This window comes from Nocardia inohanensis NBRC 100128 (genome assembly GCF_001612945.1).
Lineage (GTDB): Bacteria > Actinomycetota > Actinomycetes > Mycobacteriales > Mycobacteriaceae > Nocardia > Nocardia inohanensis.
Map to the genome: position 1 here is coordinate 994,941 of NZ_BDBK01000001.1, position 23,193 is coordinate 1,018,133.

At 68.0% G+C, this 23,193-nt stretch carries 25 protein-coding genes; 19 read left to right on the plus strand and 6 right to left on the minus strand.

The window, feature by feature from the left end; all coding sequences use genetic code 11:
* Nucleotides 1–47: 47 nt before the first annotated feature.
* From NI1_RS04830 to mptB, 3 genes are read right to left on the minus strand one after another with little or no spacing between them, the layout of a single operon-like run.
* Nucleotides 48–830, minus strand: a complete 783-nt coding sequence (locus tag NI1_RS04830) for an ABC transporter permease (RefSeq protein ID WP_067814339.1) — start codon at nt 828–830, stop codon at nt 48–50.
* A complete protein-coding gene (locus NI1_RS04835) occupies nt 827–1,759 on the minus strand; it encodes an ABC transporter ATP-binding protein (protein ID WP_067814342.1) in 933 nt (310 codons plus the stop codon). The genes NI1_RS04830 and NI1_RS04835 overlap by 4 nt, the downstream gene beginning before the upstream one ends.
* Nucleotides 1,756–3,438 carry a polyprenol phosphomannose-dependent alpha 1,6 mannosyltransferase MptB gene (gene mptB / locus NI1_RS04840; protein ID WP_067814344.1) on the minus strand — a complete coding sequence of 561 codons (1,683 nt, stop codon included), beginning with the start codon at nt 3,436–3,438 and terminating at the stop codon, nt 1,756–1,758. The genes NI1_RS04835 and mptB overlap by 4 nt, the downstream gene beginning before the upstream one ends.
* A gap of 331 nt (nt 3,439–3,769) precedes the next feature.
* On the opposite strand from mptB, the gene NI1_RS04850 reads away from it, so the two are divergent.
* The 4 genes from NI1_RS04850 (at nt 3,770) to NI1_RS04865 (ending at nt 7,355) form a co-directional block, all read left to right on the plus strand.
* The gene (locus NI1_RS04850) at nt 3,770–4,363 is read left to right on the plus strand and encodes a TetR/AcrR family transcriptional regulator (protein ID WP_067814348.1); all 594 of its coding nucleotides are present in this window, start codon (nt 3,770–3,772) and stop codon (nt 4,361–4,363) included.
* Between the two features lie 99 nt (nt 4,364–4,462).
* The gene (locus NI1_RS04855; protein ID WP_067814350.1) at nt 4,463–5,344 is read left to right on the plus strand and encodes an alpha/beta fold hydrolase; all 882 of its coding nucleotides are present in this window, start codon (nt 4,463–4,465) and stop codon (nt 5,342–5,344) included.
* Between the two features lie 81 nt (nt 5,345–5,425).
* Nucleotides 5,426–6,751 (plus strand): cryptochrome/photolyase family protein, encoded by a 1,326-nt coding sequence (locus NI1_RS04860; RefSeq protein ID WP_067814352.1) that lies wholly within the window; start codon nt 5,426–5,428, stop codon nt 6,749–6,751.
* Between the two features lie 34 nt (nt 6,752–6,785).
* Nucleotides 6,786–7,355, plus strand: a complete 570-nt coding sequence (locus NI1_RS04865; RefSeq protein WP_067814354.1) for a peptide deformylase — start codon at nt 6,786–6,788, stop codon at nt 7,353–7,355.
* 24 nt (nt 7,356–7,379) lie between these two features.
* On the opposite strand, the gene NI1_RS04870 is transcribed toward NI1_RS04865, so the two are convergent.
* Nucleotides 7,380–8,222, minus strand: a complete 843-nt coding sequence (locus tag NI1_RS04870; RefSeq protein ID WP_218026678.1) for an NAD(P)H-binding protein — start codon at nt 8,220–8,222, stop codon at nt 7,380–7,382.
* A gap of 120 nt (nt 8,223–8,342) precedes the next feature.
* Between NI1_RS04870 and NI1_RS04875 the strand changes: the two genes are divergently transcribed.
* The 11 genes from NI1_RS04875 to NI1_RS04925 all read left to right on the plus strand — a co-directional run bounded on the left by NI1_RS04875 (nt 8,343) and on the right by NI1_RS04925 (nt 17,932).
* Entirely contained in the window at nt 8,343–9,197 is an 855-nt protein-coding gene (locus tag NI1_RS04875; RefSeq protein WP_157534941.1) for a helix-turn-helix transcriptional regulator, read from the plus strand.
* Nucleotides 9,194–10,654, plus strand: a complete 1,461-nt coding sequence (sufB, locus tag NI1_RS04880; RefSeq protein ID WP_067814356.1) for a Fe-S cluster assembly protein SufB — start codon at nt 9,194–9,196, stop codon at nt 10,652–10,654. Before NI1_RS04875 ends, sufB begins: the two co-directional genes overlap by 4 nt.
* Nucleotides 10,654–11,832, plus strand: coding sequence for a Fe-S cluster assembly protein SufD (sufD, locus tag NI1_RS04885; RefSeq protein WP_067814358.1), 1,179 nt, complete (start codon nt 10,654–10,656; stop codon nt 11,830–11,832). Before sufB ends, sufD begins: the two co-directional genes overlap by 1 nt.
* A gap of 39 nt (nt 11,833–11,871) precedes the next feature.
* Nucleotides 11,872–12,645, plus strand: a complete 774-nt coding sequence (gene sufC, locus NI1_RS04890) for a Fe-S cluster assembly ATPase SufC (protein ID WP_067814360.1) — start codon at nt 11,872–11,874, stop codon at nt 12,643–12,645.
* A 2-nt stretch (nt 12,646–12,647) separates the two neighbouring features.
* Nucleotides 12,648–13,901: a cysteine desulfurase gene (locus NI1_RS04895; RefSeq protein WP_067814362.1), complete on the plus strand. Its 1,254-nt coding sequence runs from the start codon at nt 12,648–12,650 to the stop codon at nt 13,899–13,901.
* A 3-nt stretch (nt 13,902–13,904) separates the two neighbouring features.
* Nucleotides 13,905–14,378 (plus strand): Fe-S cluster assembly sulfur transfer protein SufU, encoded by a 474-nt coding sequence (sufU, locus tag NI1_RS04900; RefSeq protein ID WP_067814364.1) that lies wholly within the window; start codon nt 13,905–13,907, stop codon nt 14,376–14,378.
* A 3-nt stretch (nt 14,379–14,381) separates the two neighbouring features.
* On the plus strand, nt 14,382–14,795 hold the full coding sequence (locus NI1_RS04905; RefSeq protein WP_067814366.1) for a metal-sulfur cluster assembly factor: 414 nt from the start codon (nt 14,382–14,384) through the stop codon (nt 14,793–14,795).
* A 196-nt stretch (nt 14,796–14,991) separates the two neighbouring features.
* The gene (locus NI1_RS04910; RefSeq protein WP_067814368.1) at nt 14,992–15,966 is read left to right on the plus strand and encodes a nitronate monooxygenase; all 975 of its coding nucleotides are present in this window, start codon (nt 14,992–14,994) and stop codon (nt 15,964–15,966) included.
* A 26-nt stretch (nt 15,967–15,992) separates the two neighbouring features.
* Nucleotides 15,993–16,652, plus strand: coding sequence for a transcriptional repressor LexA (lexA, locus tag NI1_RS04915; protein ID WP_067814370.1), 660 nt, complete (start codon nt 15,993–15,995; stop codon nt 16,650–16,652).
* 77 nt (nt 16,653–16,729) lie between these two features.
* Nucleotides 16,730–17,182 (plus strand): DUF4189 domain-containing protein, encoded by a 453-nt coding sequence (locus NI1_RS04920; protein WP_067814372.1) that lies wholly within the window; start codon nt 16,730–16,732, stop codon nt 17,180–17,182.
* Between the two features lie 126 nt (nt 17,183–17,308).
* On the plus strand, nt 17,309–17,932 hold the full coding sequence (locus tag NI1_RS04925; protein ID WP_067815389.1) for a hypothetical protein: 624 nt from the start codon (nt 17,309–17,311) through the stop codon (nt 17,930–17,932).
* A gap of 19 nt (nt 17,933–17,951) precedes the next feature.
* On the opposite strand, the gene NI1_RS04930 is transcribed toward NI1_RS04925, so the two are convergent.
* Together NI1_RS04930 and ku are read right to left on the minus strand one after the other, a co-directional pair.
* The gene (locus tag NI1_RS04930; protein WP_067814373.1) at nt 17,952–18,530 is read right to left on the minus strand and encodes a GNAT family N-acetyltransferase; all 579 of its coding nucleotides are present in this window, start codon (nt 18,528–18,530) and stop codon (nt 17,952–17,954) included.
* A 48-nt stretch (nt 18,531–18,578) separates the two neighbouring features.
* Nucleotides 18,579–19,484, minus strand: coding sequence for a non-homologous end joining protein Ku (gene ku / locus NI1_RS04935; protein ID WP_067814375.1), 906 nt, complete (start codon nt 19,482–19,484; stop codon nt 18,579–18,581).
* Between the two features lie 187 nt (nt 19,485–19,671).
* On the opposite strand from ku, the gene NI1_RS04940 reads away from it, so the two are divergent.
* Genes NI1_RS04940 through NI1_RS04955 form a run of 4 tightly spaced genes read left to right on the plus strand, consistent with a single transcriptional unit; the run spans nt 19,672 to nt 23,179 of the window.
* The gene (locus NI1_RS04940) at nt 19,672–20,520 is read left to right on the plus strand and encodes an ABC transporter permease (protein WP_067814377.1); all 849 of its coding nucleotides are present in this window, start codon (nt 19,672–19,674) and stop codon (nt 20,518–20,520) included.
* A complete protein-coding gene (locus NI1_RS04945) occupies nt 20,521–21,249 on the plus strand; it encodes an ABC transporter ATP-binding protein (RefSeq protein ID WP_067814380.1) in 729 nt (242 codons plus the stop codon).
* Entirely contained in the window at nt 21,246–22,841 is a 1,596-nt protein-coding gene (locus NI1_RS04950) for an FAD-dependent oxidoreductase (RefSeq protein ID WP_067814382.1), read from the plus strand. Before NI1_RS04945 ends, NI1_RS04950 begins: the two co-directional genes overlap by 4 nt.
* Nucleotides 22,838–23,179 carry a 4Fe-4S dicluster domain-containing protein gene (locus NI1_RS04955; RefSeq protein ID WP_067814383.1) on the plus strand — a complete coding sequence of 114 codons (342 nt, stop codon included), beginning with the start codon at nt 22,838–22,840 and terminating at the stop codon, nt 23,177–23,179. The genes NI1_RS04950 and NI1_RS04955 overlap by 4 nt, the downstream gene beginning before the upstream one ends.
* Nucleotides 23,180–23,193 lie beyond the last annotated feature (14 nt).

A 23,193-nucleotide genomic window follows, 5' to 3' on the forward strand; every position in this document is an offset into this window, starting at 1 on the left:
CCCCGTCGGCCGCCCTACTACATCGTGTCGTCGAGCGAGGCCGCGCGTCAGTCGAAGCGGAAGAAGCGGGTGGCGAGCCAGCCGCTGATGCCACCCCACGCCGCGAGCACCGCGATGCCGTACCAGTCGACGCTGTTACGCATGGCCTGTTCCAGGCACTCCGACAGCGCACCGGACGGGATGATGCGGGCGATCAAGCTCACGGCCGAGGGGATGTCGTCGGACATGAGAACCAGGCTGGCGGTGCCGAGCATGATGAACCAGAGAATGTTGGCCAGTGCGAGGACGATCTCGGCCTTGAGGGTGCCGCCGAGCAGCAGACCCAGCGCGCCGAAGGTGGCGGTGCCGAGGGCGATGACGACCGCGCCGAGCAGCAGACCGGTGAGCGCGGGCCGCCAGCCCAGTGCGACGCCGATCGCGCCCAGCAGGATCGACTGCAATACCACCACGATCAGCACGGCGGCGCATTTGCCCGCCACGATGCCCCAGCGCGGAAGCGGGGTCGCGCCAAGGCGTTTCAGCGCCCCGTAGCGCCGGTCGAAGCCCACGGCGATGGCCTGCCCGGTGAAGGCGGTGGACATGATCGCCACCATCATCACCGCGGGCACCACCCGATCCACCCGGTGCTCGCCGAGTCCGCTCAACGGCAGCAGCGTCAAGCCGACCAGCAGCGTGATCGGGATGAACATGGTGAGCAGCAGCTGTTCCCCGTTGCGCAGCAACAGGATCAGCTCCATGCGCGTCTGCGCCGCCAGCATGCGGGCGCGCGTGGTCGGCCGCGGCGCGGGGGTGAAGGTCCCGGGCGCGAATCGATTGGCGGTGGCGGTCATCCCCGCAGCTCCTTGCCGGTGAGTTCGAGGAAGACGTCTTCCAGGCGGCGCTGGTCGATGCGAATATCGGTGGGCAGCACGTCGATTCGCGCGCACCACGCGGTCATGGTGGCCAGCACCTGCGGGGTGATATCGCCTTGCAGCAGGTAGGAGCCGGGCGCGGTCTCCTTGGGCGTGAACCCTTCCGGCAGTGCGGCTTCCAGCAGCGTCAGGTCGAGTTTCGGGGGAGCGGTGAACGCCAGCCGCCCCTCCGCGCCGTGCGAGGTCACTTCGCTGGGCGTGCCCTGCGCGACGACCTGGCCGTGATCGATGATGACCAGCTGGTCGGCGAGTTGTTCGGCCTCGTCCATCAGATGCGTGGTGAGCAGCACGCTGACGCCGTCGCGGCGCAGCGCATCGATCAGCTCCCACACCAGATGCCGTGCCTGCGCATCCAATCCGGCGGTCGGTTCGTCCAGGAACACGATCTCGGGGCGGCCGACGAGCGCGCAGGCGAGCGCCAGACGTTGCTGCTGACCGCCCGAGAGCCGGCGGTACGGGGTCTTGCGCGCGTCCTTGAGGCCGAGGATGTCGAGCAGCCACGCCGGATCGAGCGGATCGGCGGAGTACGAGGCCACCAGGTCCAGCATCTCCCCGGCCTTGGATCCTGGGTACGCGCCGCCGCCTTGCAGCATGACGCCGATGCGCGGGCGGAGTCGGTCCGAATCGGCGATCGGGTCCAGGCCCAGCACCCGCACGGTCCCGGCGTCGGGGCTGACGAACCCCTCGCACATCTCGGTGGTGGTGGTCTTGCCGGCGCCGTTGGGTCCGAGCAGTGCCAGCACCTGTGCGCGTTCGAGTTCGAAGCTGATGCCGTCGACCGCGGTGGTCTCGCCGTAGCGTTTCACGACGCCGTCGACGACAACGGCGGGTCCGGAGGCTGCGGTCACGAAGAGACACCGTAAGGCGTGGGCCGCTGTGACGGAGCCGACACCCCCGGCTGATTGCGCCACGGGAGCACATTGCGGGTCAGGAAGATCAGCAGCAGTGCCACGATCACCACGGCGACCGCGGATTCGACGATCTGGAAAACGTAGAAGTCGGCGCCGCGCGGCATCAGGATGACGCTCACCACCGCCGAGAAGGCCACGGCGGGAACGCGGAACGCGGGGCGGTTGGCCCAGGCCGCCAAGGGGACGATGGCCCACAGCAGATACCAGGGCTGCACGACCGGGAACAGCAGCACGATCGCGCCGAGCGACACGCCCAGTGCGCCAACGGGATGCAGGCGTCCGGTCCAGGTGGCCACCAGCATGCGGATGGTCACGAATCCCGCGATGGTGCCCGCGATGGGCCGGGTGATGGAGAGCAGAGCGGTGGTGTGATCGCCCAAACCCAGGAGTACACCGCCGAATCCGGTGACGATGCCGACCGCGGTGGGTAGCGACATCCAGCTGCGCACGGCATTGGCGGTGCCGAGGGTGTGGATCCAGCCGAAGCCGAGCCCGCTGGAGAAGCTGATGGTCAGGGTGGTCGCCAGCGCTACCGCGCCCAGCACCGAACCGGCGATCAGGACCTGTTTGAAGCCGCCGCCCCAGCGCCGGGCCAGTGCCATGGTGACGAAGCCGAGCGTGATCAAGGACGTGATCTTGATGGATGACGACATCGTGATCACCACGGCCCCGAACAGCAACAGCGCCCAGGCTTTTCGATCGAACGGATGCGTGTCCTCGATGGCGCGCAGGCAGAACTCCAGTCCCGCCAGCATGAGCCCGAGCATGAGCGCGTCATTGTGCACGCCGCCGACCAGGTGGAACAGCACGAGCGGATTGGCCGCGCCCAGCCACAGCGCGCTCACCGGCGCAACGCCGCAGCGCCGGGACAATCGCGGCAGCGCCCACACGATCAAGGCCACGCCGGCGAGGGCCAGCAATCGGTGCAGCCACACCCCGGCGATGATGTTGTCGCCGGTGATGATGGCGATGCCCTTGCCCATCCACAGGAACAGCGGCCCGTACGGCGCCGGCGTCTCCCGCCAGATATTGGGCACATTGTTGGTCAGCACATTGTTGAGCCCGAGCCCGTCCGCCGGACCCACCACATACGGATCCAGCCCCCGCGCCGCGATCTCGCTCTGCGCCAGATACGAGTACACGTCGTTGGAGAACATGGGCGGCGCGATGCTCAGCGGAATGATCCACAGCAGCAGCGTCCGGTCCAGCTGCGACCGGCTCAGCCGGTGAATCGGATTCCCGCCCCACCCGCCCACCGCGAACCGCCCCAGCAGCAGCCACGCCATCACCACCAGCACCGTGCCGATCATGCACATGGCCAGCGTCGAGGTGTGCGCCCGCGCGAAGAACCCCAGCACCCGCAACCCCGAGGTCGGATTCTGATGCACCGGCTGCGCACCCACCCCCAGCGCCGCCACCGCCATGATCACCGCACCGGTCGCACCCAGCAGCCGGATCCGCATCAGTTGCAGCGTTTCCCGCCGGTCCAGCCCCGGGACCTCACCGTCCACACTGTGCAGGGCCGCGACGGTGTGGTCGGACGGCCGCACGTCCAGGCCGAGGGCCCGGCGTCCGATTTCGATCACTGTGCGCCGCGCGCCGTCCACTACCGCCACGGTCGGAAGCCTAGTAGGGATGGGTGCGGTCGTCGTGGATCGGCCGGGCTATCGGGTCACCTTCGCGCGACCCGAGCGGCGTGTCGCGTGGACCGCTCGCCTCCGCCCCGGCCGGCCGTCGCCCGGCCGCGCCGCGTACGCTGCGGTAGCACACCGGCGCGCGCCGGCGCCGAATCACTTGGCCGCCTCCGGGAATCACCGCGCCGAGGCCCCGGCGAGCTCGGCCCGCAATGCGAATCGACATCCCGGGCAATCGATTTGAAACCAGCGTCGGCCCAGGTCACAGCCGATTCCGGGTGCCGGTGTCGGACCTCGCCCATACGCTGGATGGATGGTTTCGGAGTCAAAGCGTCGAATAGAGGTGGCCGCCGCCGGGCTGCTGGCTCGGCACGGTTATCACGGCTTCGGGTTGAAGAAGCTCAGTGAGGCAGCGGGTTTGCCGTACGGGTCGATCTACCACCACTTTCCCGGCGGCAAGGAGGAGATCGCGGTGTCGGCGGTGGCCGGGACCGGAGTTCTGGTGGGGCGCATGATCAGTCAGGCGCCGGGCGACGTGTTCGGCACCACCGCAACACTCTTCGATTTCATGGCCGCCAAGCTCGCGGGTTCGAACTGGAGCGAGGGCTGCCCCGTGGGAACGCCCGCACTCGACGGCGGCAGCGATGTCGACAATGTGCGCGCCGCATGCGTATCGGCCTTCGAAGCCATGTCCGAAGGATTCACGAACCTCCTGGCCGAGATGGGGCTACCGGAGCGGCAAGCGGGGGAGCTGGCTACCACGGTGGTCGCCGCGTACGAGGGCGCGACCATTCTGGCCCGGGTACGGCGATCGGACGAACCACTACAGACCGTCGCCGCCGCCATGGCCCGGCTCATCCGGCTGAGTTTCGCGGAAGTCGCTGCCGCCGAGGTGAATTCGTCCTAGCGCGGACCCCTTCGCTTTGAAACCGATCGCGGCGGGCTGATTCTCGGCCCGGTGCACGGGTACTCGCCCCGGTAAACAGTCGAATCCGCGAGGAGCGTCATGTTCGAGGACTTCACCGAATTCGATATTCCGGTCGGCGGCACGGTGATTCACGGCCGCCGCGGCGGCTCGGGCCCACCGGTATTGCTGTTGCACGGCATTCCGGAGACCCATGTGATGTGGCATCGGGTGGCGCCGGCCTTGGCGGCCACGCATACGGTCGTCGCCACCGACCTGCGCGGTTTCGGCGGCAGCGGTACACCTGCGAGTGCCCCGGATCATGAGCCCTATGCCATGAGCACGCTGGCCCGCGACCAAGTGGAAGTGATGGCCCACCTCGGATTTACGGAGTTCGCCGTCGCCGGTCACGATCGCGGAGCCCGCTGCGCCTATCGGATGGCCCTCGATCACCCCGCGCAGGTCACCGCGCTCGCCGTCCTGGACATCGTCCCGACCAGCGACACCTTCGACCGATCCGGCCGTGAATTCCTGCTCGGCTTCTGGGTCTGGTCCTTCCTGGCCGCCCCGTATCCGCTCCCCGAAACCCTGATCGCCGCCGCCCCGTCCGCGCTCGTCAACCACATGCTGGACAGTTGGTCAGCCGATCCCGCGGCGATTCCGCCGGAGATCCGAGCCGAGTACATCGCCGCCTTCGCCTCACCCCACACCATCCACGCCATCTGCGAGGAGTACCGCGCCGCCGCCACCCTCGACTACGACCGGGACCGCAAGGACAAGGGGAATCGCCGGATCGAATGCCCGGTACTGGTGCTGTGGGACGAGCACGGCGCGACCGGCACCGGGTTCGATCCGCTGCGCACCTGGCGGGAATGGGCCGGAGACGTCCGCGGAAAACCCTTGCCGGGCGGTCATTTCCTGCCCGAGGAGAACCCCGCGCAGGTGATAACGGAGCTTCAGGACTTCCTCGCCCCGCACCCGTAATTCGAGGCTCGCCGAGCAACCGGCATCGGACACACCGTCACCGAAGATCGCTTCCTCGGGAACGGCGGGCACAATGGCCGGATGGGCGTAGCGGTCGCGTTGTTCACCAGGGACCTGCGGGTTCGGGATAATCCGATGCTGGCCGGGGCGGTACGGGACGGCGATCGGGTGGTGCCGCTGTTCGTGCTCGACGAGGCGATCCTGACTCGGCAGCCGCTCGCGCCCAACCGAATCCGGTTCCTGCTCGCCGCGCTGGCCGAGCTGGATGCCGAATTGCGGGCCGCGGGCGGCCGGCTGATCCTGCGGCGCGGCGCGGTGGTCGAGGAAGTCGCGCGGGTGGTCGGCGAATGCGGCGCGGAGAGCGTGCATATCGCGGCGGATGTCAGCCACTACAGCCTGGAGCGGGAACAACGGCTGCGTGATCGGCTGGCGCGGTCACGCTGCCGGCTGGAGGTGCATCCCGCTTCGGTGACGGTGGTCGACCCGGTCGAACTGCGCCCCGCGACCGGACGAGACCATTTCGCGGTCTTCACACCGTATTTCAACCGATGGGTGGAGATGCCGTTGCGGGCGGCGGTGCGCAAGCCGTCCGGGATCGCGGTGCCCGAGATCGAGAGCGAAGAGGTGCCCGCGTTCGAAGACCTGTGCCCGGAACCGGGTTCGCCGTCGCTGGTGGTCGGTGGCGAGCGCAGCGGCCGGAAGCTGTTGAGCGAGTGGCTCTCCGGGCCGGTCGAACGGTACGAGTCCGACAACGACCTGCTGGCGGTGGCGGGCACTTCGCGGCTCTCGCCGTTTCTGCATTTCGGGTGTTTGTCCCCGGTGGAGGTGGTGCGCCGGACGGATCTGTCGACGCCCGGCGGTCTGGCCTTCGCGCGGCAGCTGGCGTGGCGGGACTTCCATCACCAGCTGCTGGCCGCGCAGCCCGAAACCGCTTGGCGCGATTACCGTCCGCGCGCGGCGGACTGGCGGGAGGATCCGCAGGCCTTCGAGGCCTGGCGGGCCGGGCGCACCGGCTATCCGGTGATCGATGCGGGCATGCGGCAACTGCTGGCCGAAGGGTGGATGCCCGGCCGCGCCCGGCTGATCGCGGCGAGCTTCCTCACCAAGAACCTGCGCATCGATTGGCGGCTCGGCGCAGCGCATTTCCTGCACTGGCTGGTCGACGGCGATATCGCCAACAATCAGCTGAACTGGCAGTGGGCGGCGGGCACCGGAACCGACACCCGCCCGAATCGGGTGCTCAACCCGATCCGGCAAGCCGAACGCTACGACCCGGACGGGGAGTACGTGCGCCGCTGGCTGCCCGAGCTGGCCGAGCTGCCCGGCGCATCGATCCACAAGCCTTGGCGCGCGGGCTTTCTCGCACCGGACTACCCGCCGCCACTGGTCGAGTGCAAGGGCATGTGATCCGGGAGCGCCGCGACTCCCTATTCTCTTCCGAATGGCTGTCCGACCGATTTTGATCGCAGGTGACCCCCGACTGTCCACTCCGGCGGTCCCGGTCACCGAATTCGACGCAGAGCTGGCTGCTTTCGTCGATGACCTGTTCGAAACCAATACCGCCGCCCGGGGAGCCGGCCTGGCCGCGAACCAAATCGGTGATCCGCGAGCGGTATTCGTGTACGACCTGCTCCACGACGGAGAACGACGGCGCGGCTACGTCGTCAATCCGGTGCTCGAAACCTCCGAGATCCCCGAAACCATGCCCGACCCGGACAGCAATGACGAGGGCTGTCTTTCGGTGCCGGGGGAGTGGTTCCCCACCGGCCGCGCCGATTGGGCGAAGGTGACCGGTGTCGATATCCACGGCGAACCGGTCGAGGTGGAGGGGACCGGCTATCTGGCCCGCTGCCTCCAGCACGAGACCGATCACCTGCTCGGCCACCTCTACCTGGACCGCCTCATCGGACGCAATCAGCGCGCGGCCAAGAAGATGATCAAGGCCAATGGCTGGACCGAACCGGGCCGAACCTGGATGCCGGGCCAGGACGCCGACCCGTTCCACGACTGACCGGCCCCGGCCGCAACATCCGGGCTAACGGAAATGGGCGGCGTGCTCGATCGCCCATTCCCTGATGTCGCGGGCCGGAGTTCCGGTGATCTCCTCGACGGTGGTCGTGACCAGCTCCGAGCGCGGCCGGAATTCCGCCATCGCCAGCAGCGTGTCGATGAGCTCCCGCGGCAGACCGGCGGCCGTCATCTGCGTGCGAGCGACATCGAGCGGCAGCGCCTCGAAGCGCAACGGCCGCCCGATCGCCGCCGCGATGGCCTGCACCTGATCGTCGCGCCCGACCACGCGCGGGCCGGTCAAGATATATTTCCGGCCGCTCAGCGTCGGATCGGCCAGCACTTCGGCCGCCACCGCCGCGATATCGTCCTCATGAACAACCGCCGTCGGAGCGACTTCGGTCGCGCGCACCACCCCGGTCTCCCGGATCTGCCCCGCCCACGCCAGCGCATTGGAAGCGATGGTGTCCGCGCGCAACACCGTCCACGCCACCCCGGACGCCTCGATCACCCGCTCCAGTTCGGCATGCCGCTCCGGAATCGGATCCGATTGCGGCCCCGCGTCATTCACCGTCGAGGACGACAGATAAACCACCCGGCGCACCGCCCCGGCCAGCACCTTCAGCAGCTGTTCCGCCCCGGCGGCGGAGTGCAACGGCCAGATCAGGAAGACGGTGCCGACCTCGCTCAGCGCCGCGCCCAAGGACTCGGGCGCGGCCAGATCGCCGGCCACCACCTCCACCCTGTCCGGCAGCCGCGCCGTTTCCGGATCACGCACCAGCGCGCGCACCACGCTCCCGCGCGCGGCGAGACGCTCGGTCACCCGCCGTCCGACGTTCCCGGTCGCCCCGGTCACCAAAATTCTGCTCACCAACCGCGCAACCTCCTGGTGAGCGGCCGAAATTCCGGATGGGGAGTGTGTCAGGTCACACCCGCGCCCATCGCCCCTGGTCGCGAGAAATAGGTCAGGGAACCCTTACTGGAACGCGGAATGGAATTCCGTCACACTTGTGTTGTGAAAACCGTGGGTTTGCGGAATGCGGAAGCAGGCACCGGGCGCCGAAAGGGCGCCCGGGCTGTTGTCGTGCCCGCGCCGGCGGCGGAGGGACATACCCGCGAGGCCGTCGTCAGGCTGCTGCTGGAGGAGGGACCGATCACCGCGACCGCCATCGGCGAGCGGCTCGGCCTGAGCCCGGCGGGAGTGCGGCGACATCTGGACGCGCTGCTGGAGTCGGGGGAGGCGCGTGCCGCCCGCTCGGCGCCGTGGCAGCAGAAGGGCCGCGGCCGACCGGCCAAGCAGTTCCAGCTGACGGCTACCGGACGCGGCAAATTGAGCCACGCCTACGATGACCTCGCCGGTGCCGCCATGCGACAGCTCCGCGAGATCGGCGGCGACAAGGCCATCGTCGAATTCGCTCGCAAGCGGGTCGGCGCGATCGTGGCCGGAGTGGACCGGCTGGCCCGGCACACCCCGGAAGCGGCCGAGGAGAAGGCGGAGGAGCTCGCGGAAGCGTTCACCGATGCCGGGTTCGCCGCCTCCACCCGGAAAGTCGGTGCGGGCGTACAGATCTGCCAGCATCACTGCCCGGTGTCGCATGTGGCCGAGGAATTTCCGGAGTTGTGCGCGGCCGAGCTGGAGGCGTTCCGGGAGATTCTCGGGACGCACGTGCAGCGGCTCGCGACCATCGCCAATGGTGATTGCGCGTGCACCACGCATGTGCCGTTGCTTTTGCCCATGCCCACCGTGGCATCGGAACCGAGTACCGCCGAACCGAATACCGCAGAAAACCCCGTTGCCCAGCCCGCAACGACTTCTACACACGACTCCGGAAGGAGTGCCGAATGACGACGACCGCCGCGGCGAGCCGCGAATCGAATACCGCCCAGGCTCCGGCCCTCACCCAGGAAGAGACCATCGCTTCCCTGGGTAATTACGGGTACGGCTGGGCTGACAAGGATGTCGCCGGTGCCAGTGCCAAGCGCGGTCTGTCCGAGGAGGTCGTCCGCGACATCTCGGCCAAGAAGAGCGAGCCCGAGTGGATGCTCGACTTCCGGCTGAAGGCACTGCGCATCTTCGACAAGAAGCCCATGCCGAACTGGGGTTCCGACCTCGAGGGCATCGACTTCGACAACATCAAGTACTTCGTGCGCTCCTCGGAGAAGCAGGCTGCCACCTGGGAAGACCTGCCCGAAGACATCAAGAACACCTACGACAAGCTCGGCATCCCGGAAGCCGAGAAGCAGCGTCTGGTGTCCGGTGTCGCGGCGCAGTACGAGTCCGAGGTCGTCTACCACTCGATCCGTGAGGATCTCGAGAAGCAGGGCGTCATCTTCCTGGACACCGACACCGCGCTCAAGGAGCACCCGGAGCTGTTCCAGCAGTACTTCGGCACGGTCATCCCGTCCGGTGACAACAAGTTCTCGGCGCTGAATTCGGCCACCTGGTCGGGTGGTTCGTTCATCTACGTGCCGAAGGGCGTGCACGTGGACATTCCGCTCCAGGCCTACTTCCGGATCAATACCGAGAACATGGGCCAGTTCGAGCGGACGCTGATCATCGTCGACGAGGATGCCTACGTGCATTACGTCGAGGGTTGTACCGCCCCGATCTACAGCTCCGACTCGCTGCACTCCGCGGTCGTGGAGATCATCGTGAAGAAGGGTGGCCGCTGCCGGTACACCACCATTCAGAACTGGTCGAACAACGTCTACAACCTGGTCACCAAGCGGGCCAAGGCCGAGGCGGGCGCGACCATGGAATGGGTCGACGGCAATATCGGCTCCAAGGTCACCATGAAGTACCCGGCCGTGTGGATGACCGGTGAGCACGCCAAGGGCGAGGTGCTCTCGATCGCGTTCGCCGGTGCGGGCCAGCACCAGGACACCGGTGCGAAGATGCTGCACCTGGCGCCGCACACCTCCTCGAACATCATCTCCAAGTCGGTGGCGCGCGGCGGCGGTCGCGCCTCGTACCGCGGCCTGGTGCAGGTGAACAAGGGTGCGTACGGCTCGAAGTCGACCGTGAAGTGCGATGCGCTGCTGGTGGACAACATCTCTCGCTCCGACACCTACCCGTACGTGGACATTCGCGAGGACGACGTGACCATGGGTCACGAAGCCACCGTGTCGAAGGTGTCCGAGGACCAGCTGTTCTACCTGATGTCCCGCGGTCTGACCGAGGACGAGGCCATGGCGATGGTGGTGCGCGGCTTCGTGGAGCCGATCGCCAAGGAGCTCCCGATGGAGTACGCCCTGGAGCTGAACCGCCTGATCGAACTTCAGATGGAAGGAGCCGTCGGCTGATGGCCGTGGAGAACGTTGCCGAGGCCGCCGAGGCTCGCACCCCGGCGTTGAACAAGGGCGAGGTTTTCGCCTCGTTCGACGTCAACGCCTTCGAAATCCCGTCGGGTCGGGATGAAGCCTGGCGCTTCACCCCGATGCGGCGGCTGAACGGCCTGCACGACGGCACCGCCGCGCGGGACGGCCAGGCCGCCGTCGAGGCGACCGCGCCCGCCGGCGTCACGGTCGAGACCGTGGACCGCTCCGACGCGCGCCTCGGCCAGGGCGGCACCCCCACCGATCGCGTTGCGGCGCAGGCCTACTCGGGCTTCGAGCAGGCCACCGTCGTCACCGTCGGCGCGGAAACCGAAGTGGCCGAGCCGGTTACGGTGACCATCACCGGTCCGGGCGAGGGCAAGGTCGCCTACGGCCACCTCCAGGTCCGTCTCGGCAATTTCGCTCGCGCCACCGTGGTCATCGACCAGCGCGGCAGCGGCACCTACGCCGAGAACGTCGAGTTCATTCTGGGCGACAGCGCGGCGCTGAACGTTATCGCCGTGCAGGACTGGGCCGATGACGCCGTGCACGTCACCGCACACCACGCCAAGCTGGGCCGCGACGCCACCCTGCGCCACACCAATGTCACCCTCGGCGGCGACCTGGTGCGGCTCATCGGCAATATCCGGTACGCGGGCCCCGGCGGCGACGCCGAACTGCTCGGCGTGTACTTCGCCGACGACGGCCAGTTCTTCGAACAGCGCCTGCTGGTCGATCACTCGCAGCCCAACTGCAAGTCCAACGTGCAGTACAAGGGTGCGCTGCAAGGCGATCCGACCTCCAGCAAGCCCGACGCGCACACCGTCTGGGTGGGCGACGTGCTGATCCGCGCGGCGGCCGAGGGCACCGACACCTACGAGGTGAACCGCAACCTGGTGCTCACCGACGGCGCGCGCGCCGACTCGGTGCCGAACCTGGAGATCGAGACCGGCGAGATCGTCGGCGCCGGACACGCCTCGGCCACCGGTCGTTTCGACGACGAGCAGCTGTTCTACCTGCGTTCGCGCGGCATCCCGGAAGACGTCGCCCGCCGCCTGGTGGTGCGTGGCTTCTTCTTCGAGATCCTCCAGAAGATCACCGTCCCAGAGGTCCGGGAGCGGCTCGAGGCGGCCATCGAGGCCGAACTCGCCGCCGTCGGCGTCTGACACCCAAACTTCCCCTCCCCGCAAAGGAATTCGAATTCGATGACCACCCTGGAAATCAAGGACCTGCACGTCGAGGTCGCCAACCCGGACGAGTCCGGCGAGCCCATCAAGATCCTCAAGGGCGTGAACCTGACCATCAAGTCGGGTGAGACGCACGCGATCATGGGCCCCAACGGTTCCGGCAAGTCGACGCTGTCCTACGCCATCGCCGGTCACCCCAAGTACACCGTCACCCAGGGCACCATCACCCTCGACGGTGAAGACGTGCTCGAGATGTCGGTCGACGAGCGCGCCCGCGCCGGCCTGTTCCTGGCCATGCAGTACCCGGTCGAGGTCCCCGGCGTCTCGGTCTCGAACTTCCTGCGCACCGCCGCCACCGCCATCCGCGGCGAGGCCCCCAAGCTGCGCACCTGGGTCAAGGAAGTCAAGGAGTCGATGTCGGAGCTGGAGATCGATCCGGCCTTCGTCGACCGCTCGGTGAACGAGGGCTTCTCCGGTGGCGAGAAGAAGCGCCAGGAGATCTTGCAGCTGAGCCTGCTCAAGCCGAAGATCGCCATCCTCGACGAGACCGACTCCGGCCTCGACGTGGACGCGCTGCGGATTGTTTCCGAGGGTGTGAATCGTTACAAGGAGCGGGAGACCGGCGGCATCCTGCTGATCACCCACTACACCCGCATCCTGCGTTACATCCAGCCGGACTTCGTTCACGTCTTCGTGAACGGCCGGATCGTGGCCGAGGGCGGCGCTGAACTCGCCGAAGAACTCGACTCGAACGGATACGTGCGCTTCACTTCTGCTGCTGTCGGAGGCTAGACATGACCACCACGGTGCCCGCTCTGGACGTCGCTCGCATCCGCGCCGACTTCCCGATCCTCAGCCGCACGGTGCGCGACGGAAAACCCTTGGTCTACTTGGATTCCGGCGCCACCGCCCAGCGGCCCATGGAGGTGCTGGAGGCTGAACGCGACTTCCTCGTCCAGCGCAATGCGGCGGTGCACCGTGGTGCTCACCAGCTGGCCGAAGAGGCCACCGACGCCTATGAGGACGCGCGCGCCGATATCGCCCGTTTCGTGGGCGTGCACGCGAACGAGATCGTCTTCACCAAGAACGCGACCGAATCGCTGAACCTGGTGACCTACTCGTTCGGGGACAACCGGTTCCCGTACCACGTCGGTCCCGGCGACGAGATCGTCATCACCGAGCTCGAGCATCACGCGAATCTCGTTCCGTGGCAGGAGCTCGCGCGGCGTACCGGTGCGACCTTGAAGTGGTACGGCATCACCGAAGACGGTCGTATCGACCTGGACTCGCTGGTGCTCTCGCCCGCCACCAAGGTGGTCGCGTTCACCCATCAGTCCAATGTCACCGGTGCGATCACCGATGTCGCCGAATTGGTCCGGCGCGCAAAGGAAGTCGGCGCGCTCACCGTGCTCGACGCCTGCCAGTCGGTGCCGCACATGCCGGTGGATTTCCGGGAGCTCGGCGTCGACTTCGCCGCCTTCTCCGGGCACAAGATGCTCGGCCCGTCCGGTGTCGGCGTGCTGTACGGCCGCTATGCGCTGCTGGAAGAGACGCCGCCGTTCATCACCGGCGGGTCGATGATCGAGACCGTCACCATGGAGGCCAGCACCTTCGCGGCCCCGCCGCAGCGATTCGAGGCCGGCGTGCCGATGACCTCGCAGGTCGTCGGATTGGGCGCTGCCGTCCGGTATCTCGAAGCGATCGGCATGGATGCCGTTGCGGCGCACGAGCATTCGCTGGTGTCCGCCGCGCTCGAGGGTCTGAGCAAGATCGACGGCGTGCGGATCGTCGGACCCGTCGAGAACGTGAATCGCGGTGCGGCCGTGTCCTTCGTGGTGGACGGCATCCACGCCCACGACGTCGGCCAGATCCTCGACGACGAGGGCGTCGCCATCCGGGTGGGCCACCACTGCGCCTGGCCGCTGATGCGCCGCCTCGGCATCCCGGCCACCGCCCGCGCCTCGTTCGCCGTCTACAACACCCTCGACGAGGTCGACGCGCTGATCGCCGCGGTGCGGAAGGCCCAGAGCTTCTTCGGAGTTGCATAGACCATGCGCATGGAGCAGATGTACCAGGAAGTCATCCTGGACCACTACAAGCACCCGCACCACCGCGGCCTCCGCGAGCCGTTCGGTGCGGAAGTGCACCACGTCAACCCCACCTGCGGTGACGAGGTGACGCTGCGCGTACAGCTCGACGACAACGGCGACGTCACCGACGTCTCCTACGACGGCCAGGGCTGCTCGATCAGCCAGGCCTCCACCTCGGTCCTCACCGACCAGGTCATCGGCCTGCCGCTACAGCAGGCCATGAAGGTAGTCGAGGCGTTCGACGAGATGATCACCAGCCGCGGCACCCTCGAGGGTGACGAGGACCTGATCGGCGACGGCATCGCCTTCGCCGGTGTGTCGAAGTACCCGGCGCGCGTGAAATGCGCCCTGCTGGGCTGGATGGCGTTCAAGGACGCCGTCGTGCGGATCACCGCCGCCGAAGAGGCCAAGAAGACCATGGGCAACGGGGAGTAAGAGATGAGCGACACCGAACAGCAGACCCCGGCCGCCGAGCCGGCCGAAACCGCTGCGCCGCAGACCGACTCGGCCGCACCGGAAGCCGAACTGACCCCCGAGGAGATCTCCTTCCTCGCCGACCTCGAAGAGGCCATGCGCGACGTGGTCGACCCCGAACTCGGCATCAACGTGGTCGACCTCGGCCTGGTCTACGGCCTCACCGTCGAGAACAACATCGCCAAGCTCGACATGACCCTCACCTCCCCGGCCTGTCCCCTCACCGACGTCATCGAGGACCAGTCCCGCAACGCCCTGGTTCGCAGCGGCCTGGTCGAAGACCTCCAGATCAACTGGGTCTGGATGCCGCCGTGGGGCCCGGACAAGATCACCGAAGACGGCCGCGAGCAGCTGCGCGCCCTCGGCTTCACCGTCTAGCGCCGAACGACTCCGAAAGCGGACCGCCTCCCGGGAGGCGGTCCGCTTTCGTCGTGGAAGGGCGCCGCGGGCGCGCCTCGGACACGTGGTGCCGGGCGGGTGTGGCTTCGGCGGGTAGCGGCCGCTGTGGGTGAGGTGGCGCGCGGAATGGGCAGGTCGACCGTCCGGTGCGGCATGACCGGATAGGTTGGAACGTATGGCATTGCGCACCGTGTTCACCGAACTGCTCGGGGTCCGGCATCCGATCGTCTCCGCGCCCATGGGTGGCGCGGCGGGCGGGGAGCTGGCGGCGGCGGTGTCGAACGGCGGCGGACTGGGACTGGTCGGAGCGAGCCGCGCGGACGCGGACTGGGTCTCCGACGAATTGGCCATCGTCAGCGCGCGCACCGAGAAGCCCTGGGGTGTCGGGTTTCTCAGTTGGGGTGCCGATGTCTCCGCGGTCGAGCGGGCTCTGGAGTTCGAGCCCGACGCGATCATGCTGGGGTTCGGGGACCCGCGGCCGTTCCTGCCCGCCATCCGCGCCACCGATGCCAAGTTGCTGCTTCAGGTCACCGATATGGCCGAAGTCGAGGATGCTCTCGCGGTCGGGGCGGACGTCCTGGTCGTCCAGGGGGCCGAGAGCGGCGGGCACGGTGCGCGGCAAGGGCGCTCGACGCTCACCTTCGTACCGGCGGTGCTGGATCGGGCGGGGACCGTGCCGGTGCTGGCGGCCGGTGGGATCTCCGATGGCCGTGGGCTGGCCGCCGTGCTCGCGCTGGGCGCGGCCGGGGCCATGCTCGGCACCCGCTTCCAGGCCACGCCCGAAGCCACGGTGAACGCCGCGGTGCATGCCGCCGTGGCCGCCGCGACGGGTGCGGACACCGAACGCAGCAGCGTGCTGGACATCATCCGGGACGCGCCGTGGCCCCGGCGCTGGACGGCGCGCACGCTGCGCCATCCGGCACTGGATCGCTGGCGTGACCGGGAGACCGAACTCGCACAGGACAATTCGGCCAAAAGCGACTATCGGGACGCGGTTCGCCGGGGTGATTACCCGGCCGAACCGGTCTGGGCGGGCGAGGCAATCGACAATATCGACGCCGTCGTCCCGGCCCGCGAGCTGGTGGAATCCCTTGCCGCCGAGGCCGAGGCGGCGCTGCTGCGAGCCACGGCCGGTCGCACCGCGGAATAGCCGTTCCCGCACCGTAAGATGCGCGGGTGACCGGATACGACGACTTCGACGGGTTCGAACATCTCGACACCTCCGCCCTGCCGCCGCGACAGCAGCAGATTCTCTGCGCCATTCGCGATTGGGTGCAGCGGCACGGGTATTCGCCCAGTACGCGTGAGATCGGCGACGCGGTGGGGTTGCGGTCCGGTTCGTCGGTTTCCAAGCATTTGAAGGCGCTGGAGGACCGGGGTTTCCTGCGCCGCAGCGAATCGGTCACCCGGCCGATGGATGTGCGGCTGTTCCTCAAGCCGATTGCCGCTCCGCAGCACGAGGATTCGGTCTCGGTGCCCGTGGTGGGCGATATCGCGGCGGGCGTGCCGATCCTCGCCGAGGAGCACACCGACGACGTGCTGTCGCTGCCGCGCGAACTGGTCGGCCGCGGCACCGTTTTCGGGCTGCGCGTGCGCGGTGACTCCATGATCGACGCCGCCATCTGCGACGGCGACATCGTGGTGGTGCGCAAGCAGAACGAGGCGCATTCGGGTGAGATCGTGGCCGCCATGCTGGACGGCGAGGCCACGGTGAAGGTGTACCGGCGCCGCAACGGCCACGTCTACCTCGAACCGCGCAATCCGGCGTACGAGGTCATCGACGGTGACGAAGCGGTGGTGCTGGGCAAGGTAGTCTCTGTCATGCGCCGAGTCTGAATATTTCCAGCTGGACATTCAGTGTGAGGTCGATCATGATTCGACGCGTCATCATCATCCAGCACGGGGAGTAACGAATGTCGTTGTTGCGCAAGGCCGGCCTGGGCCTCGCCGTTACATCGATGGCCGCGATCGGCACCGTGGCAGCCGCGCCCGCCAAGGCCGCGGAGGCCGACGGCCCGGTGTTCACAGCTGCCTCCGGTGACCTGAACGGGTCGCTCGCTCTGTCACGGAGCACCAGGAACGTCGCGTACGCGGTGAACTACACCAAGAGCGGCGACGCCGACGCCGACGCGCTGGCGCAGTGCGGTGGCGGTGACTGCGAGGTCGTCGTGCGGTTCACCAATGCCTGCGCCGCCGTCACCACGGACTCGAACGGGGCTTTCGGCTATGCCTGGGCCGCGACCAAGGTGGAGGCCGAGAAGGCCGCCACCGATGTGCTGGGCAAGAAGTCCTTCCCCGACGTGGGTTCGGCTTCCGGTCGCAACACCAAGGTCGTGGTGTCGATCTGCACGGACAACGCGCACTGAGCGGGTAGTTCCGGCGAGCTCGAGGCGCCGCACCGGTTTCCGGTGCGGCGCATTCTTTTTGCATCCGCAATGTTTGCCGCGCCCGATTTCCCAGCAACACATCCGGTGGCCGGAGATGATGCATGGGTGGACGAGCTCACCTATGAAGGCACTCGGTTCGGATTGCACGCGGCGGCGGAGCTGCTCATCGCGGGGCCGCAGTACAAACGGTTCGGCAGTATTCGCATGCGGGTCGTGCTGGGCGGTTTCGCGGGCGTGAAATGGCCGGTGTCGATCACCGGGGCGGAGCTGGTATGGCCGCAGGGCCGCATCGCGCTGCACGGCACCTACCGGGAGCTGGCCATGCACGCCGGATTCGATGCCGAGGCGCCGCCCGAGGGGTTGTATCGGGACGGCACCCACATGGACCCGGACGAGCCGTTCACCGTCGATGCCGATGCGGCGGCCATCGTGCACGACTGGTTCGCGGTGGGTGATACCGCGCTGCGCCGGTTCGCGCTGGAACAGCCCGTGCTGTGGCCGGAGCACTTCGACCTATCGGTGGCCGTGGACGAAGTGAATTACGGTGTGTCGCCGGGTGATTCGCAGATCCCGCAGCCGTACGCCTATGTCGGCCCGTGGAAGACACGCCAGGGGGAGTTCTGGAACGCGTCCTTCGGCGCCGTGCGCACCCGCGCCGAGGCGGGCACGGTGGAGAGCCTGCTCGATTTCTTCCGGGAGGGGCGGCAGCGCGCCGCCGCGGACAGCTGAACGGCGGCGCACCGGGCCGTCAGGGCTTGGCGCGCCCGTGCCGGCCGTCGCCGGTGATCCGCCCGCGCCGGATGAGATCGCGTTTGGTGCCGGGCCCGAGCGCGATCTGGTCGGCGCCCTCCTCGGCCGATTCGTTCGGGTTCGGCCGCACGAACAGCGTGACCGTGGTGCCTTCGGTGAAGCCGTTCTTGCGCATCATCCCGGCCGAGGCGGTGTTGTGCAGCTCCACATCGGTGACGATTCGGCGCGCCCCGTGCCGGAAGAGCGTGTCGCAGCAGACCGCCATCAGCCGTCCGGCGATGCCGCGCCCCTGCATATCCGGATCGACCGCGATCCACTCCAGATATGCCCAGTCGTCGCGCAGCTCGAATTCCATGGAGGCGAGCACGAATCCGACGACCCGGTCCGAATCCACCGCCACCCAGCAGGACTTGCCGGCACTGTCGAGGTGCTCGGCCACCGAGGTCAGCGACCAGGAGGTGTAGGGCTTGGCGGAGGTGTCGAACACCTGGTAACCGAGGTCGATGACCTGACGCAGATGGCCGAGACCCATCGGGACGACAGCGATGTCCGGTTCGATGGCTGTGTCGGATTCCATGCCGATCAGTTTGCCAGGTGAACGCTGATCAGCTGTGAATCCCGCAGCTCAGGCGCCCTTGCGCGTTGCCGATTTGGCCGCGGCCTTCTTGGCGGTCTTCTTCGCCGGGGTCTTGGCGGCGGCCTTGGTCGCCTTGGCCGTCTTCTTCGCCGGCTCCGCGCTCTTGCCCTTGCGCCCGGAGGCTTCGAGGCTGCGCTGCAACGCGGCCACCAGGTCCACCACCTCGGCATCCATCTCGGGTGCGGCGGCCTCCGGGGCCCGGGTGACCTTGCTGCTCCCGCTCGCGATGGCCTCGTCGAGCATCTTCTTCAATTCGATCTGATACTCGTCCACGTACAGGCTCGGATCGAAATCGTCGGAGAGCGTATCCACCAGCGTCTCGGCCATCTTCAATTCCTGCGCCTTGGGCGCTCCCACCCCGTCGAGCTTGTCGAAGGCCACCGCCCGCACCTCGTCCGGCCACAGCAGCGTCTGCAACACCAGCACCCCGTCCCGCACCCGCAGCGCCCCCAGCCGCGTCTTCTGCCGCAGCGTGAAGTGCACCAGCGCCACCCGATCCACCTCTTCGAGCGTTTTGGCCAGCAGCACATAGGCTTTCGGCGTATTCGAATCCGGTTCCAGGTAATAGCTCTTGTCGTAAAGAATCGGATCGATCTGTTCCGACGGCACGAATTGCAGCACCGGAATCTCGTGTTTCTCGGCGGCGGGAAGTTTGGCGAAATCCTCGTCGGTGAGAATCACCCGATCGCCCTCCGGGGATTCGTACGCCTTGTCGATATCGGCGTACTGCACCGGCTGTCCATCGATGGTGCACAACCGCTCGTACCTGATCCGTCCACCGTCGGCGGCATGCACCTGGTGGAACTTGATGTCATGGTCCTCCGTGGCGGTGTACACCTTCACGGGGACGTTGACCAGCCCGAATGCGATGGAGCCCTTCCAGATGGACCTCATACCGTCCCACTCTACGGACGACCATACGGGTCGGTCGACCGAATCGCCGTTCGAAAAGGAATTGCAAGCGCCTTTCCACACTGTGGAAAATCCGGCCGGTTCAGGATCGGGCTGAGCTGAATCGTTCTGTCGAAGAGGTTGCGCGCCTTACCGTTCCGGGCACCGATCTCCCGGAAGGACCCCTGCGATGACGCTGCAATTGGACCCGCCGGTGTCCGTGCTTCCGGTCGTGCCGGAAGCAACCGCGACACGCGGCGTGTCGCTGAAACCGGCCGTGCGCCGGCTGGCCGGGGTGGCCCGTAAATCGTCCGGATTGGTGCTGGTCCTGGTGTTGTGGCAGCTGGGCGCGCGGTCCTGGCTGGGACCGACCACGCCCGCGCCGACCGAGGTGCTCGAGGCCGGGCGGGAACTGCTGGCCTCCGGCGAGCTGTGGCGGCATCTGGCGGCCTCGTCGCGACGGGTCGGCATCGGGCTGGCCATCGGCATCGCGATCGGGTTGCTGCTGGGCGCGGCCGCGGGACTGTTCCGTCTGGCGGAAGACCTGGTGAACGGGCCGTTGCAGGCGCTGCGCATGCTGCCGACGCTCGCGCTGGTGCCGGTGTTCATCATCTGGTTCGGGATCGGGGATCCGTTCAAGATCGCGTTGATCATCGTCGCGCCGATCTTCCCGATCTATCTGAACGTCCTGGCCGGTATTCGCGGGGTGGACCGCCGCCTGGTCGAGGCCGCCGAATCGCTGGGCCTGGATCGATGGCAGCTGACGGCGCGGATCATCCTGCCGGGCGCGCTGCCGCAGATTTTGGTCGGCCTGCGCCAGGCGCTCGGGCTGGGCTGGCTGACGCTGGTGGTCGCCGAGATGCAGACCACGCCGGTCGGGCTCGGCTTCCTGATGAACGACGCCAAGGAATTCCTGCGCACCGACCAGATCTTCCTGGTGCTGGTGATCTACGCCGTGCTGGGCCTGCTGACCGATCTGTTCGTGCGGGCGCTGGAACGCCGATTCCTGGCCTGGCGCACCGGATTCGAAGGAGAGTAGATGACCACCGCTGTCAGTGCCGCCGTCCGCATTCGGAACGCGACCCGGGTCTTCGCCGGCCGCACCGTCCTGAACGGCGTCGATCTCGATATCGCGCCGGGTGAGTTCGTCGCCCTGCTGGGTGCCAGCGGATCGGGCAAGAGCACCCTGCTACGCGGGCTCGGCGGCCTGGACCGGGGCTTCACCGGCGTGTTCGATGCCCCGCAATCCAAGGCGATCGTCTTCCAGGAGCATCGGCTGATCCCGTGGATGACGGTGTGGCGCAATGTGATTCTGGGCGTGGACGGCGCCCGCAAACCCCGCGCCCTCGAGGCCCTGGCCGAGGTCGGGCTCGCCGCCAAGGCCGACGTCTGGCCCGCCACCCTCTCCGGCGGCGAGGCGCAACGCGTGGCGCTGGCGCGCGCTCTGGTCCGCAATCCCGAACTGCTGCTGCTCGACGAGCCGTTCGGGGCCCTGGATGCCCTGACCCGGCTCAAGGCCCAAGCCCTGGTGGCCCGGTTGTGGTCGCAGCACCGGCAGGCGGTCCTGCTGGTCACCCACGATGTGGAGGAGGCGCTGTTGCTGGCCGATCGCGCCCTCGTCCTGCGCGACGGCCGCATCGCCGAATCCTTCGACGTCACCGTGGCGCGCCCGCGCTCGGTCGTCGACCCCGCCTTCTCCGAACTGCGTCGCCGGCTGCTGCTCGCGCTCGGCGTCGATCCCGAAGCACCGACAGGAGCCGAGCAATGAGTGAACCGTGGCAGATCAGCACCGACGTCCTGGTGATCGGCGGCGGACCCGCCGCCTGCTGGGCCGCCGTGCACGCCCGCGAAACCGGCGCGGACGTGGTGCTGGTGGACAAGGGCTACTGCGGAACCAGCGGCGCGACAGCGCCTTCCGGCACCGGCGTCTGGTACGTCGCGCCCGAAGCGACGGCCCGCGCCAATGCCAAGGCCAGCCGGGAGGCGCTCGGCGGGCACCTGGCCGACCACTATTGGATGGATCGGGTACTGGATCAGACGTACTCGAACATGAACCGGCTCGCCGTCGAAGGCCGCTACCCGTTCCCGGTCGATCCGGTGACCGGCGAGCAGTTGCGGACCGGCGTGCAGGGGCCGGAGTACATGCGGCGCATGCGGGCTTGGGTGAAGCGCCTCGGCGTGCAGATCCTGGATCACTCCCCGGCACTGGAACTGCTCGTCGATGCCGACGGCGTGGTGCGCGGCGCGGCCGGATATCAGCGCCAGGCCGATCGCGACTACCGGGTCGCGGCGGGCGCGGTGGTACTGGCCTCCGGCGGCTGCGCCTTCCTGTCGCGGGCGCTCGGCACCAATGTCGACACCGGTGACGGTGCGCTCATGGCCGCAGAGGTGGGTGCGCGGTTCTCGGGCATGGAGTTCTCCAATGCCTATGCCATCGTGCCCAAGGGCTCGACCATCACCAAGACCGCCTACTACGGTTACGCCACCTTCTTCCACGAGGACGGCCGGGTGCTCGAAGGCGCGGGTTCGACCAAGGGCCGTTCGGTGATCGCGCGAACCCTGTTGTCGGAGAAGGTGTTCGCGCAGCTGGATCGGGCGGACGCGACCGTGCAGGAGCAGATGCGGCTGGGGCAGCCGAACTTCTTCCTCCAGTTCGACCGGCGCGGCATCGACCCGTTCACCGATCGGTTCGAGGTGGATCTGCTCGCCGAGGGCACGGTGCGCGGGACCGGCGGCATCGATATCGTCGACGACGATTGCGCTACCACGGTTCCCGGCCTGTACGCGGCCGGTGACGCCGCCACCCGGGAACGCATCTGCGGCGGCTTCACCGGCGGCGGCAGCCACAATTCGGCGTGGGCCATGTCCTCGGGCAGTTGGGCCGGGCGCGGTGCGGCCGAGTTCGCGCTGCGCGAGCGGCCCGCCGACCATGCCGCGCTGCGCGGGACCGGTCAGGCCGGATTGCGGCCGGAGGCAACGGAATCCGTCACCGCCGAGGAAGCGGTGGCGGCCGCGCAGGCCGAACTGATCCCGTTCGAGAAGAACTACCTGCGCCACGGCGAGCGCATCGAACCCGCCCTGGCCGCGCTCGACGAACTCTGGGACCGCACCGTGCAGGGCCTGGACGGCGGGACGGGGGAGGGGCGGGTGCGTGCCCGCCAGGCCGCCGCCATCACCGCGGTCGGCCGGCTCATGTACCGATCCACCTTGGCCCGCACCGAAACTCGTGGCATGAGCAAGCGCGCCGACCATCCCGGTCTGGATCCCGCCCAGCACCACCACATCCTGTCCGGCGGACTCGGCACGGTGTGGACCGGGACTTCCGAAGCCGCCAACACCACCGTGGCGGTGGCCCGATGATCGAACTCGTCCTGGCGGCCGATTGCATCGGCTGCGACAAATGCGTCGATGTCTGCCCCACCAACGTCTTCGACCGCACCGACTCCGGAATCCCGCTCATCGCCCGCCAATCCGATTGCCAGACCTGCTTCATGTGCGAGGCGTACTGCCCCACCGACGCCCTCTACGTGGCCCCCGACGCGACCCCGCTGCCGGATCCCGGGCTTATCCCCGAGGACCATATCGGCCGCTACCGCAAGGAGATCGGCTGGGGCAAGGGCCGCAGCCCGGGCAGCCTGGTCGCCGTCGGCCCGCGACTCCCGCACGGCGCGCCGCCACCGCGCCTGTCCGAACTCTGAACTCCCCGAAAGCT